10 protein-coding genes are annotated in these 13,959 nt (G+C 62.8%); 9 read left to right on the plus strand and 1 reads right to left on the minus strand.

Annotation, left to right across the window (positions count from 1 at the left end; all coding sequences use genetic code 11):
• The first annotated feature begins 210 nt into the window (after positions 1-210).
• The 4 genes from cbiM (at position 211) to GPK39_RS08950 (ending at position 3,853) form a co-directional block, all read left to right on the plus strand.
• A complete protein-coding gene (cbiM, locus tag GPK39_RS08935) occupies positions 211-1,296 on the plus strand; it encodes a cobalt transporter CbiM (protein ID WP_035136804.1) in 1,086 nt (361 codons plus the stop codon).
• A complete protein-coding gene (locus GPK39_RS08940; RefSeq protein ID WP_035136805.1) occupies positions 1,274-2,110 on the plus strand; it encodes an energy-coupling factor transporter transmembrane component T family protein in 837 nt (278 codons plus the stop codon). The genes cbiM and GPK39_RS08940 overlap by 23 nt, the downstream gene beginning before the upstream one ends.
• 44 nt (positions 2,111-2,154) lie before the next feature.
• On the plus strand, positions 2,155-2,925 hold the full coding sequence (locus GPK39_RS08945) for an energy-coupling factor ABC transporter ATP-binding protein (protein WP_052044000.1): 771 nt from the start codon (positions 2,155-2,157) through the stop codon (positions 2,923-2,925).
• Between the two features lie 79 nt (positions 2,926-3,004).
• Complete coding sequence (locus GPK39_RS08950) at positions 3,005-3,853, plus strand: hypothetical protein (protein ID WP_252204859.1); 849 nt, start codon at positions 3,005-3,007, stop codon at positions 3,851-3,853.
• 203 nt (positions 3,854-4,056) lie between these two features.
• On the opposite strand, the gene pyk is transcribed toward GPK39_RS08950, so the two are convergent.
• Entirely contained in the window at positions 4,057-5,517 is a 1,461-nt protein-coding gene (gene pyk, locus GPK39_RS08955) for a pyruvate kinase (protein WP_099432613.1), read from the minus strand.
• 441 nt (positions 5,518-5,958) lie between these two features.
• Here pyk and GPK39_RS08960 point away from each other — a divergent pair, with 441 nt between their 5' ends.
• The 5 genes from GPK39_RS08960 (at position 5,959) to GPK39_RS08980 (ending at position 13,958) form a co-directional block, all read left to right on the plus strand.
• Entirely contained in the window at positions 5,959-8,640 is a 2,682-nt protein-coding gene (locus GPK39_RS08960; protein WP_215675124.1) for a cation-translocating P-type ATPase, read from the plus strand.
• Between the two features lie 478 nt (positions 8,641-9,118).
• Positions 9,119-10,072: a ribosome small subunit-dependent GTPase A gene (gene rsgA, locus GPK39_RS08965; RefSeq protein ID WP_215675161.1), complete on the plus strand. Its 954-nt coding sequence runs from the start codon at positions 9,119-9,121 to the stop codon at positions 10,070-10,072.
• A gap of 252 nt (positions 10,073-10,324) precedes the next feature.
• On the plus strand, positions 10,325-10,984 hold the full coding sequence (gene cpaB / locus GPK39_RS08970; RefSeq protein WP_022094089.1) for a Flp pilus assembly protein CpaB: 660 nt from the start codon (positions 10,325-10,327) through the stop codon (positions 10,982-10,984).
• A complete protein-coding gene (locus GPK39_RS08975) occupies positions 10,984-12,633 on the plus strand; it encodes a nucleotide-binding protein (RefSeq protein ID WP_215675126.1) in 1,650 nt (549 codons plus the stop codon). The genes cpaB and GPK39_RS08975 overlap by 1 nt, the downstream gene beginning before the upstream one ends.
• Positions 12,630-13,958, plus strand: a complete 1,329-nt coding sequence (locus tag GPK39_RS08980; protein WP_006235095.1) for a TadA family conjugal transfer-associated ATPase — start codon at positions 12,630-12,632, stop codon at positions 13,956-13,958. The genes GPK39_RS08975 and GPK39_RS08980 overlap by 4 nt, the downstream gene beginning before the upstream one ends.
• The last annotated feature ends 1 nt before the right edge of the window (position 13,959 follow it).

Genomic DNA, 13,959 nt, shown 5'->3' on the forward strand with positions numbered 1-13,959 from the left:
CCGAGTCCTACGTGACCGCTATGCTCGGTATGAGGCACCGTTGAGCCTGTATATATGACACGCGCATTACATAACGGCGTGCTGCTTTGTCGGCAGTGCGCCGTTTTGCTATGATAGCCCGCGTCGTGTTACGAATTTGACAATACGTAACACTGTCAAGGTGATTTAAGCGGCGTTGCAATTCTGTGCGCCGACAACCGGGAGGCGTACATGCACATTCCAGATAACTATCTGTCCCCGCAGACCGATGCCGTCATGGCGGTGGCGATGGTGCCCGTTTGGGTTCACTGCATCAAGAAGGTGCGTGCCACGCTCGATCGCGAGCATATGGCGTTCCTGGGCATCTGCGCCGCATTCTCCTTCTTGCTCATGATGTTCAACGTGCCGCTGCCCGGCGGCACCACAGGTCACGCCGTCGGCGGCGCGCTCATCGCGCTGCTGCTGGGCCCCGAGGCCGCGGCTATCGCTGTCTCGGTCGCGCTGGCGCTGCAGGCGCTGCTATTTGGCGACGGCGGCGTTCTGTCGTTTGGCGCCAACTGCTTTAACATGGCCTTTGTGCTGCCGTTTGTCGCTGCTATCGTGTTTCGTGCGCTCAACAGCCGTCTGCACGACAAGAGCTGGGGCACCTCGGTTTCTGCCATCGTGAGCGGCTGGGTTGGCCTGTGCCTGGCGGCCCTGTGCGCGGCGGTCGAGTTCGGTATTCAGCCGATGCTCTTCACCAACGCTTCGGGCGCTCCGCTGTACTGCCCCTTCCCGCTGTCCGTGGCTATTCCGGCCATGTTGATCCCGCATATGCTGGTTGCCGGTGTGATCGAGGGCGTGGCGACGGCCGCCATCTACGGTTTCATTAAGAAGACGGCGCCGAGCATTATCGTCGGGCCCGAGGCCGTCGATGGCCAGCTTGCTGCCGAGGGCGCTGCTGCCAAGAAGACCTCGCTGGTCCCCACGCTCATTTTGGTCGCCGTGCTCGTGGTGGCCACGCCGCTGGGCTTGCTTGCCACCGGTGACGCCTGGGGTGAGTGGGACGCCGAGGGCGCCGCGACCGCCGTTCAGGAGGCTGGCGATGACAGCCTGCAGGCTTCGGTCGGCCTCGATACCCCGACCTTTGCCGACGCGCTGCCCACGGGTGATTACCTGCAGGCTTATTCCGAGGAGCAGGGTCTTGGCTTTGCCGGTCAGGCTGCCATGTATATCCTGTCCGGCGTGATTGGCGTGGCGGTGCTCACCATCGCATTCCGTCTGATCTCGCTGACGGTCAAGGAAAGCGGTGCTCATGGCAATAGCCGAGCTGCCTAGCTGGCTTGCGACCGAGCAGCGTTACGAGCCCGCGGGGGCTCGGCATCGTGTGATGCAAAAGAATGTCCTGCACCTGGCGAGCCTGCTTGAGCGGGTTCGCCTGGGTGGAGGCGCGCACGAGGGCGGGTCGATGGTCGACCGCGCCCTTTCTTGCGTTTCGGCTCCGGTGCGCCTGGTGGGGATGTTCGTCTGCGTCCTGTGCGTGTGCCTGACGCAGAGTCCGCTGTACCTGATGCTGATGGCGGCAATCGCGTTGGTGCTGGTCGCGGTGCGCCCCGCACGCGGGCTGCGTGCGACCTTTGTACCGGCGCTCGGCGCCACGGGGCTTGCCGTGGTTCTGGCACTGCCTGCCCTGCTGCTGGGCGCGTCTGCCACGGGCGCCATGCTCAAGATCGCGCTCAAGACGTTTATTAATGTGTCGCTGGTGCTGGGTGTTTCGTGGACGCTTACCTGGAGCCGCATGTCGGCGGCGCTCAAAATGCTGCACCTGCCCGACGAGGTTATCTTTACGTTTGATATGGCACTCAAGCATATCGAGGTGCTGGGACGCACGGCGCACGATCTGTGCGAATCGGTCATGCTGCGCAGCGTCGGTTCCGCGCCCGCGGGTTTTTCGCGTACCGACTCGCTGGCGGGTATCATGGGCATGACGTTTATCAAGGCGATGGAATGCAGCCGCGCGATGGACGAGGCCATGCTGTGCCGCGGCTTCGCCGGCGTGTATCCGGCGCCTGCACGGAGCGGCTTTGGCTGGCGCGATGCGGTTTACGCGGCCGGCGTTGCGTTGCTCGCCGTGTTGTGCGCGGTGCTGTAGCGCGGACGGTCGAACCGTCGATGTGAGTAGGGAAGGGCGACGTTTTGGCAAACGATACGAATAACGCGATGGGTGCGAGCGGTGCTGCCGGCACCGAGGTCACGCCGATCATCGAGTTTCGCGACGTGCTGTTTTCCTATGCGGGTCATACGGTGATCGACGGCATTTCATTGCAGGTGAACCGTGGGGAGCTCGTTGCTCTGCTCGGTCCCAACGGCTGCGGCAAGACGACGATCATGCGCCTTATCAACGGCCTTGAACTTGTGGACGCGGGTGCGTATCTGTTTGACGGGCATGCGGTCGATGCGGCATATCTCAAGGATTCCGCGACGGCCCAGCGGTTCCATCAGCGCGTGGGCTTTGTGTTCCAGAATGCCGATGCGCAGCTCTTTTGCGCCACGGTGGGCGAGGAGGTCGCGTTTGGCCCGGCTCAAATGGGGCTGCCGGCAGACGAGCTCGAGCGTCGCGTCCGCGACGCCATGGAGCTGTTCCAGGTTGCCGATCTGGTCGATGCCTCGCCCTATCAGCTTTCGGGCGGGCAAAAGAAGCGCGTGGCGCTGGCTGCCGTCGTGTCGATGAACCCGGATATCCTGGTGCTCGACGAGCCTACCAACGGACTTGACGAGGACTCTTGCGACATCGTGGTCAACTTTCTACTGGCCTATGTTGCTGCCGGTAAGACGGTCTTGATGAGCACGCACCATCAGGATTTGGTACGACGCCTGGGTGCCCGTGCAATCTTTATCGATCGATATCACCATGTGGTCGAGGCGCCGGTATCGTCGTATGGAACCGAGAGCGGCGTTGTGGAATAGTTGCTGCGTGGAGCGTGCGTAGCCGCCCGCGCGGCTTTGCCGTGATGGTATAGTTATCCAGGTTTTTATGGGGGTGGCTATGCCAAGCTGGAACATTCATATCGCTCAGACGGAGCGTTTGCTGGAGCGCACCGGTGCGCTTGCCAATAGCGTGCGCGACCGCAATGCCTTTTTGTTTGGCTGCGTGGTTCCGGATATCTTCGTGGGCTATATGGTCCCTGGCATCGCCGATCCCATCCCGTACCGCATTACGCACTTTGCAAAGCCCGAGCCTATCCCTAAGCCTCGTGAGCATGAGTTCTGGGATACCTATGTGGCACCGTTGCTTAAAAGTTCGCCCACCGGTGCGCCAGCTGCCGCGACCTCGATTGTCGAGGAGCGCGAGCGACTCAATCGGGTGCATTATCCCCAACGTTACAAGGACGCCGAGCCGGTCGCCGGTCCCGGTGCTAGCGAGCTTTCGCTCGCGCCCGATGACGTGGCGCAGTCGCTGCTCGATCTGACGCTGGGCGTTTGGTCGCATCTGGTGGCCGATACCGTATGGAATACGCGTGTGAATCAGTACCTGGAGGCGCACGGCGGCAAGCCGTGCGAGGAATTCCGCATTAAAAAGCAAGGCGACTTTGACTGGTTTGGCAAGACGCTCGGCATTGTTTCAATTCCGCGCGCGACCGATCGCCTCTATACCGCTGCGACGCGTTTTGGGCAGTATCCCATCCATAAAGAGTACGTGCTCAAGACCATCGGCGTCATGCACGAGATTGTACGTGAAAACCCCGGTGAGCCCGACCATCCGCCATACCGCCTGCTGACCGAGGAGTTCTTCGACGCGACGTTTACCGAGGTGATCGAGCTGACCGAGGCGGGCTTTGCGGCTCGCGTTGCCGCTTCTGACGTCCCCGCAGTCCCTCTGATCGCTAGCTGCTAGCCGGCCGGCTTGACGGCGAACAGTTCATCCCAATTGACCAACGGCTCCCGTCGCAGGGCATCTTCGGTGGTGCGCTCGGCATCGGAGAGGCTTGCGACTGAACGCAAATCGATGAAGCGGCATATGGAGAAGGTCTTAAAAAAGGGCCCGGAAGGCAATGCCTTCCGGGCCCTTTGCAATGCAAGTGTGCTTGCAAGTACGATTTAGCGCACCTGAGCGACGTAAGCGACGTTGGTCGAGGAGACCTTGTCCTCGAGCTGGACGCTCATGCGGGGGTCGCCGGCGGTGGCGACGGTCAGATCGCCGGCCTCAACGTAGCCGAGCTCCTTAGCGGTCTCGATCGCCTTGACGATCGTGCCGTTGACGGTGCCCTGGGTAATCTCGGCCTGGTGCGGGATAACGCCCCAGTACATAATCATCTGCTGGACGGCCCACTCGTGGCGGGAGAACGCGCAGATCGGCATGTTGGGACGGAAGTGCGAGATCAGGCGAGCGGTACGACCGGTGGTCGTCGGCACGGTGATGCACTTGGCGCCAACGGTGGTAGCCATGTTCACAGCGGACATACCCACAACGTTGTTGACGACGCGGGTGCCGTGGGCGTCAGCCGGAACCTCGAGCGGAGCGTGAGCCGGGAGGTACTTCTCAGTCTCGAGAGCAATGCTGGCCTGCATCTTAACGGCCTCGACCGGGTACTTACCGGCAGCGGACTCGCCAGAGAGCATAACGGCGTCGGTGCCGTCGTAGATGGCGTTAGCAACGTCGGCAACCTCGGCGCGCGTCGGGCGCGGGTTCTGCTGCATGGAGTCGAGCATCTGCGTAGCGGTGATAACGGGCTTATAGGCCGCGTTGCACTTGGCGATGATCTCCTTCTGGATGTGCGGAACGAGCTCGGGCTTGATCTCGATGCCCAGGTCGCCACGGGCGACCATGATGCCGTCGGAAGCCTCGAGGATCTCGTCGAAGTTCTCGACGCCCAGGGCGCACTCGATCTTCGGGAAGATCGTCACGTGCTCGCCACCGTTCTCGCGGCAAAGCTCGCGGATGCCGCGGACGGACTCGCCGTCACGGATGAAGGAAGCGGCGATGTAGTCGATGTTCTCGGTCAGGCCAAAGAGGATGTCCTGACGATCGCGCTCGGTGATAGCGGGCAGCGAGATGTTGACGTTGGGCATGTTGACGCCCTTGCGCTCGCCGATCAGGCCGTCATTCTTGACGACGCAGGTCATGTCCTGGCCGTCGACGGACTCGACCTCGAGGGCAACCAGACCGTCATCGATCAGGATAAGGGAGCCCTTCTCGACCTCGGAGGGCAGAGCCAGGTAGTCGAGGGAGATGTGCTCAGCGGTGCCGTGGAAATCCTCGGACGTGGGCTGAGCGGTGACGACGATCTTATCGCCGGTCTTGACGGCAACCTTCTTGCCATCGACCAGAAGGCCGGTGCGGACCTCGGGGCCCTTGGTGTCGAGCAGGATGCCGACGGGCATACCGAGCTCCTTGGAAATACGACGGACGCGCTCGATGCGACCGTGGTGCTCGTCGTAGGAGCCGTGCGAGAAGTTAAAACGGGCGACGTTCATGCCCGCCTTGATCATCTCGCGGATGGTCTCGTCGCTATCGCAGGCGGGACCCATGGTGCATACAATCTTAGTGCGCTTGTACATTCAGACCTCCATCTGACATCGTCTTGCGCTGATAGATAAACCATAAGAAATAAAACTTAGTTGATTATAACGAAATGACGACCGAATACCCCCAAAAATCGACCGTATGCCGAATTAGAAGTTCATTTTTTGCGGAAAAACGGTATATGCAAAAACTTTACCAACCGTTCTAACCGCTGCTATCTGGGCGATATTTCAGTTTGACGATGCGCCAAAGAAAAAACGTTTTATCAATGTTGAGCATCATACGGTCTGCATCGTTGCTTATGGACCATATTTCCAAATGGATTGTTTTGGCTAGACGGGTCGCTTTGGGGTACCATAGCTCCACTATCAACTGCCGCTCAGCACGGCAGCCTTGATGAGCCCTTGCCCTTCTCCTGGGAATTATGATCGGGCATCAATCTGCTGAGTGGCCCGAATCCCAGGAGGGGACTCTATATGCAAAAGGAATACCTGTCCGCTGCGGCGGAGGTGCTCAGCGACCAAGGTGTCGATGAGAACCTCGGCCTGAGCACCGGCGAGGCGTCGTCGCGCCTCGCCAAGACAGGCCCTAACAAGCTTGAGGAAGCCGAGAAGACACCGCTGTGGAAGCGCTTCTTTGAGCAGATGGCAGACCCCATGGTCATCATGCTGATCGTTGCCGCCGTCATCAGCGCGCTCACGGGCATGGTCAAGGGCGAGCCCGACTTTGCCGATGTCGCCATCATCATGTTCGTCGTTATCATCAACTCGGTGCTGGGCGTGGTCCAGGAAGCTAAGAGCGAGGAGGCCCTCGAGGCCCTGCAGGAGATGAGCGCGGCGCAGTCCAAGGTGCTGCGCGACGGCAAGCTCGTGCACCTGCCGAGCGCCGAGCTCGTGCCCGGTGACGTGATCATGCTCGAGGCGGGCGACTCCGTCCCGGCCGACTGCCGCGTGCTCGAGAGCGCCACGATGAAGATCGAAGAGGCCGCCCTTACCGGCGAGTCCGTGCCCGTCGAGAAGCATGCCAACGTCATTGAGCTCGCCGCCGGCACCGACGACGTGCCGCTCGGCGACCGCAAGAACATGTGTTACATGGGTTCCACCGTGGTATACGGCCGCGGCCGCGCCGTCGTGGTTGGCACCGGCATGAATACCGAGATGGGCAAGATCGCCGGCGCTCTTGCCGAGGCCAAGGAGGAGCTCACGCCGCTGCAGGTGAAGCTTGCCGAGCTCAGCCGTATCCTCACCATCATGGTTATCGTCATCTGCATCGTCATCTTTGGCGTCGACATCCTCCGCCACGGCGTGGGCAACGTTCTCACCGACCCGACCGCGCTGCTCGACACCTTTATGGTCGCTGTCTCGCTTGCCGTCGCCGCCATCCCCGAGGGCCTGGTTGCCGTCGTGACCATCGTGCTGTCGCTTGGCGTGACCAAGATGGCCAAACGTCAGGCGATTATCCGCAAGCTCTCCGCCGTCGAGACCCTTGGCTGCACGCAGACCATCTGCTCCGACAAGACCGGTACTCTCACCCAGAACAAGATGACCGTCGTCAAGCACGAGCTCGCCGCGCCTGAGGAGAAGTTCCTGGCCGGCATGGCTCTGTGCTCCGACGCCCAGTGGGACGAGGAGCTGGGCGAGGCCGTGGGTGAGCCGACCGAGTGTGCACTCGTCAACGACGCCGGCAAGGCGGGGCTCACCGGCCTGACCGCCGAGCACCCGCGTGTGGGTGAGGCCCCGTTCGACTCGGGCCGCAAGATGATGTCCGTGGTCGTCGAGACCCTGGACGGCGAGTACGAGCAGTACACCAAGGGCGCGCCCGACGTGGTGATCGGCCTGTGTACCCATATCTACGACGGCGACAAGGTCGTTCCGCTGACCGAGGAGCGTCGTGCCGAGCTCGTGGCCGCCAACAAGGCCATGGCCGACGAGGCCCTGCGCGTGCTGGCGCTGGCAAGCCGCACCTACACCGAGGTCCCGGCCGACTGCAGCCCCGCCGCGCTCGAGCATGACCTGGTCTTCTGCGGCCTGTCCGGCATGATCGACCCGGTCCGTCCCGAGGTGGCCGACGCTATCCGCGAGGCGCACGACGCCGGCATCCGCACCGTCATGATCACGGGCGACCACATCGACACCGCCGTGGCCATCGCCAAGCAGCTTGGCATCGTCGCCGATCGCAGCCAGGCCATTACCGGTGCCGACCTCGATCGCATGAGCGACGAGGAGCTCGACGCGCACATCGAGGATTACGGCGTGTACGCCCGTGTCCAGCCCGAGCACAAGACCCGCATCGTCGAGGCTTGGAAGTCGCGCGACCAGATCGTCGCCATGACGGGCGACGGCGTCAATGACGCCCCGTCCATCAAGCGCGCCGACATCGGCGTCGGTATGGGTATCACTGGTACCGACGTCACCAAGAACGTCGCCGACATGGTACTCGCCGACGACAACTTCGCCACCATCATCGGTGCCTGCGAAGAGGGCCGTCGTATCTACGACAACATCCGCAAGGTCATCCAGTTCCTGCTTTCGGCTAACCTTGCCGAGGTGTTCTCGGTGTTTATCGCCACGCTCATCGGCTTTACCATCTTCCAGCCGGTACAGCTGCTGTGGGTGAACCTGGTCACCGACTGTTTCCCCGCGCTCGCGCTGGGCATGGAGGACGCCGAGGGCGACATCATGAAGCGCAAGCCGCGCAACGCCAAGGACGGTGTCTTTGCCGGACATATGGGCCTGGACTGTGTGGTCCAGGGCCTGATTATCACTGCGCTGGTGCTGGCGAGCTTCTTTGTGGGCGTGTACTTTGACATGGGCTACATCCACATCTCCGATATGATCGCCGGCAATGCCGACGAGGAAGGCGTGATGATGGCGTTCATCACGCTCAACATGGTCGAGATTTTCCACTGCTTCAATATGCGCAGCCGTCGTGCGTCGCTGTTCACCATGAAGAAGCAGAACAAGTGGCTGTGGGCTTCCGCCGCGCTGGCACTGGTGCTGACGGTGATCGTGACCGTGCAGCCGACGCTTGCCGAGATGTTCTTTGGCCCTGTGACGCTTGAGCTCAAGGGCGTTCTTGCCGCGCTGGGCCTGGCCTTCCTGATCATCCCGCTGATGGAGATCTACAAGGCGATCATGCGCGCGGTCGAAAAAGAGTAACGTTCCTGCCCGGGCCCGACCGCCTGCGGGGTTTCCACGGGCACGTCCTCGCCGCTTTGCGGCTGCGGGATGTGCCCTTAGGAAACCCCTCCCGGCGGGCGGGCCCTGCGGTATCCTTGCTGGCTTTTCTCCCGTGCGGATGAAAAGGGCTGAGGGAAAGTTTGTGAGCTGGTCGGGCTTTGCCCGGCCAGCTCTTTTTGATTTAAAATACCTGCTCAGTTGTGATTTGTGGTGCTGGGAGGCGCTTGTGGGCAAGGCTAAGGCTAAGGCGAAGAAAAAGACGACGGGGGCGCGGGCTAAGCGCGATCGTCGTCGGAAGCTTGCGACCGAGGCCCCCGCGTCTGCCGAGGAGTTGTTGGCGAGCGTACCGGGGCTTGACGCGCTGCAGGACGTTCCGGCGTTTGATGACCTGCCGGTCGATGGGGCTCAGCAGGCGGCATTTGACGACTTTTGCGCACATGCTGAGGAGCCCGAGCAGATGCGGCTGGGTGCCGTGGTGCGCTTGGATCGCGGGTTTCCGCTGGTGGCGACTGCCGACGATATCTTCCGCGCCGAGCATGCCGTGGGGTTTGCCAAGTCGCGCGGCGAGGACGAGGTCCTGCTGCCCGCTGTGGGCGATCGTGTGGCGGTGCGCCGCGCTCCCGGGCACGATATGGGTGTGATTGAGTGCGTGCTGCCGCGCCGTACGAGCTTTGAGCGTTGGCGCGGCCGTGCCCGCGGAGAGCGTCAGGTGCTCTGCTCCAACGTGGATAGCGTGCTAATCGTGCAGGCGCTCGGTGCCGGCGAGGTGCTGCTCGACCGCGTGGCGCGCTCGCTGGTGTTGGCGCTCGACTGCGATGCCGAGCCGGTGGTGGTGCTCACCAAAGCTGACCGCTGCGATGCCGAGGAGCTCGAGCGCGATCTGGACCGCGTGCGCCGCCTGGTGGGTCCGGACGTGCGCGTGATCGTGACGTCCTCTGCCGAGGGGCGCGGCCTGGACGAGGTTCGTTCCTGCGTGCCTGCCGGGAGCTGCGCCATGATTCTGGGCGAGTCGGGTGCCGGCAAGTCGACGCTGCTCAATGCGCTGCTGGGCCACGATACGTTGGCGACCGGCGGTGTGCGCGAACGCGACGACCAGGGCCGTCACACTACCGTCGCGCGCGTGATGGTGGCACTGCCGGGCGACGCCGGCGTGATCGCCGATGCCCCGGGCCTGCGCAGCCTACCGCTCGTGGGTCACGAGCGGGGTCTGGCGCGCGCCTTCCCCGAGATTGTCGAGGCATCGCGCGCGTGCCGGTTTGGCGATTGCACGCATACCCATGAGCCGGGTTGTGCCGTTCGCGAGGCCGAGGACGCCGGGCAGATCGACAGTCTGCGTTTGGAAACGTTCCAAAACCTGGCGTCATCCATGCGCGTGAGTGCTCAAATGCTCGATCCCGATGTCCATCTGTAATTGATTTTTCCTATGACAGCCGTCTCCCAACTGTTCGGGAGACGGCTTTTTTGCTGCGGAAAAGCCTCGAAACATGCAGTTTGCTGACGTGCTGGCCAAAACCTTGCCACGAGCTTGACGGGCTGGTCAGCTTTTGGTCAGCGATTGGTTTGACATCGAAAACCAAGATCGCGATTGCGCCGCTTTGCGCTCTGACCGCCCAGACAATGGTGGTACGGGCATTCGCCCGGCACTGCCATGAGAGGAGCGGCCGTGAACAAGAGCAAGCGCATCGCCATCAGTCTGGTCGCGGGCGTGCTCGCTGCTCTGCTCTGCATGGTTTACGGCTCGTCGATCCGCTCGCAAGCCGAACAGGTCCAGGCTGAGACCTTGGCCAAGTACGGTGGCGATCGCGTCGAGGTATGCGTCGCGGCGCGCGATATCGATGTGGGCGAGACCCTCGATGAGACCAATGTCATAACCCAGGAATGGCTGACGAGTCTGCTGCCGCGTGACGCGGCGACCGAGCTGCGCCAGGTGCGCGGCGACGTGACGACTTCGCGTATTCCCAAAAACGCCGTGATCTGCAATGTCTACACCAAGGCCGAGAGCCACAAGCTCGAGGTGCCTAAGGGCAAGGTCGCCGTTTCGGTGGCGGTCGATGCCGAGCACTCGGTCGGCGGTGCCACGGGCGTGGGCAGCTACGTGGACGTGTACGTGCAAAAAGACGGCGTAACCGATCGACTGTGCGGCGCGTACGTGATCGATACCAGTGAGGATTCCGGTGCCACGCGCGAGGGCAAGATCGAATGGGTGACGCTGGCGGCTGACCCCGAAGACGTCAAGGAACTGCTGGGAGCCTCGGGCAAGGGAACGGTCAGCTTGACGATTCCCGCCACGGCGCGCGGCAAAAAGAGCGGAGGCGACGAGTGATGAAGGCGATCTGGCTTGCGTGCTGCGCGTGCGGCGATTACGGGCTGTTGCAGCGGGAAGTCGAGGGCCGTGATACGGGTGCACAGGTGCTTCGCGTGGGTGACCTGGACGGGCTGGTTTCCATGGCGCGGGCGTTTCCGTCGCGCCGCGGAGCTGCCATCATCGCGGCGTCTCTGTTTGATACCGAAGATGTGCGCAAGACTGTTGCGCGCCTGACGGCCGAAGGCCGCGTGAGTCGCGTGGTCGTGTTGATAGAAGCACTCGATCCGTCGGATATCGAGGGGCTGTTTCGCGCAGGGGCGACCGAGGTCATCGCTGCGCACAGTATATGCGGCAACGGGCGAGCGGGCGAGGGAGCGGTTGATTCCGATCGGCGCATGACGATTGAGCCCGATGCTTTTGTTGATAGGGAACCCGGGGCGCCTCGCGCTACAAGAGGCCCGCGTGTTGATGATTATGGAAAAGCGGAAGCCGAGCATGGTCGGCGCCCCCGGAACCCCCTTGTATACGATGACGCTGGAGGACCGGCGCAGCATGCTGGCGACTCCCCGGCTGTAGATATGGGATACGTGCGCGGCGTGAATCTGGCGGATGAACTCGACGAAGTTGAGGGCTTTGCCGGGTGCGGCGAGTTGTCGCTGATGCAGCATGAGCAGATTGCGCAGAACGAGCCTGCCTCGCAGACCGAACAAGCCGCCATGCCGGCTTGGACGCAGCGTGTAGTTGCGGCGGGGGAGACGGGGACGCTGTCACCGACGCCCGCCCCGCCGCCTCCGATGCCGCCGGCAGACGCTGCCGCTTCGCCGCATCGAGCTCCGGTCATCTGCGCCATTTCGGGTTCGGGCGGTTGCGGCAAGTCGACGATCGTTGCCACCATGGCACACACATCGTCGCTGTTGGGCTTGCGTGCCGCCGTGCTCGACCTGGACCTGATGTTTGGAAACCTTTACGACTTGTTAGGCGTCGATGCTCCGCACGATATGGCGGCACTTATCGAGCCGTCGGCGGCGGGCACGCTCACCGAGCCGGATATCGTGGCCGCATCGATGCGCGTCGCCCCGGGCGTTACGCTCTGGGGTCCCGTCGCGGCGCCCGAGCAAGCTGAGCTCATGGCACGTCCGGTGGAGCTGCTGCTCGATGTCCTGCGTCGCGAATCCGACGTGGTCTTTATCGATACCTCGGTCTTTTGGGGCGATGCCGTGGCGGCTGCGGTGGCGGCGAGCGACCGTTGCCTGGTCGTTGGCGATGCGGCGGTGTCGTCCGCGACATCGGCGTCGCGCGTCATTGAACTGGCAAGTCGAGTAGGTGTGCCGCGCACGCGCATGAGCGCTGTATTCAACCGGTTTGGCGCGCGCGGGGCAGACGAGGACGTCGCCATGCGCTTTGAGATTGCCTGTGCGTTGAACTCCAAGATTCGTATCGCCGATGGCGGGCAGGATCTCGCCGCGCTCATGGCGTTTGGGCGCGCTGACGAGGCAGTGGGGCAGACCAGCGCTTTTGCGACCAGCGTGCGCGAGGCCACGCGCGAGATGCTCGTGGAACTGGGGTGCGCCGTCGGCCCTTGGAGCGATATGGTCGCCGACCGTGCAACGCGCACCGAACGTCCGCGTATCCGCCTTCCCTGGTCGCGCGAGGGTGATCAGCGATGAGCCTGCAAACGAGGATTAAGGCTGCCGGCGCTGCAGCGGCGGCAGCGCCTGTAGATGCGGGGCGTCGCCGCGCGGTGAAACGACGCACCAAGCGCGCCGTGATGGACCGCATGGGTTACGACGAAGTGGCGCGTATCAGCGCCTATATCGACCCGGCACTTGCCCGCTCGGAATTGCGTCCCGCGGTGGAGGCGGCGCTCAATGTTGAGGAGCCGACCGATCTCGCGACGCCCGAGCGCGAGACCATCATCGACGAGATTTTGGATGATGTGGTGGGCTTGGGGCCGTTGCAGCCGCTCATCGAGGACGACACCGTTACCGAGATCATGATTAACGGCTGCCGCTCGGCTTTCTTTGAACGCGGCGGCGTCTTGTACCCCATCGAGCATGCGTTTGAGGATGATGAGCAGATTCGTGTGCTTATCGACCGCATCATCTCGCCACTTGGCCGCCGTATCGACGAGCGCAGCCCCATCGTCAACGCCCGCCTCAAAACGGGCTATCGCGTCAACGCGGTGATTCCGCCTGTGGCGATTGACGGACCGATTCTCACCATCCGAAAGTTCTCGGACCGCATCTGCTCGCTGGACGAGCTTGTGGGGCTGGGGTCGCTGCCGCTTTGGTATGCGCAGCTGCTGTCGTGCGCGGTGTCGCTGCGACAGGACCTGGCGGTTGCGGGAGGCACGGGATCTGGTAAGACCACCCTGCTCAACGCGTTGTCATGCGAGATTTCCACCGGCGAGCGCATCGTGACGATCGAGGACTCTGCCGAACTCAAGTTTGCGCATCATCCGCACGTGGTGCGTCTAGAGGCGCGCGAGGCTTCAATTGAGGGCGAGGGCGCGGTGACGATCCGCGACCTGGTGACCAATGCCCTGCGCATGCGCCCCGACCGCATCGTGGTGGGTGAGGTGCGCGGTGCCGAGTGCTGCGACATGTTGCAGGCCATGAACACGGGCCACGACGGGTCGCTCACCACACTTCATGCGGGCTCAGAACAGGAGACCGTGGTGCGTCTGACGTTGCTTGCACGTTATGGCATCGATCTGCCGAGCGAGCTCATCGAGGAGCAGATTGCCATGGCGCTCGACGGCATCGTGATGTCCGAGCGCCACGCCGATGGCAGGCGCTTCGTCTCCTCGTATTCGGGGGTGCGTCGCGCCGCGTCGGGCGGCGTAGAGCTCGAGCGCTATGTGACTTTCGATGCCGCCGAGCGCACCTGGACGCTTGACCGCGAGCCGCCGTTTATCGCAGAAGGCCTGCGGTCGGGGACGCTCACACAAGAGGAGGTGGACGAATGGAGGTCGCTGTGCCCCTCGTCGTAGG

It is taken from the genome of Collinsella aerofaciens, assembly GCF_018785245.1.
Classification (GTDB): domain Bacteria; phylum Actinomycetota; class Coriobacteriia; order Coriobacteriales; family Coriobacteriaceae; genus Collinsella; species Collinsella aerofaciens_AD.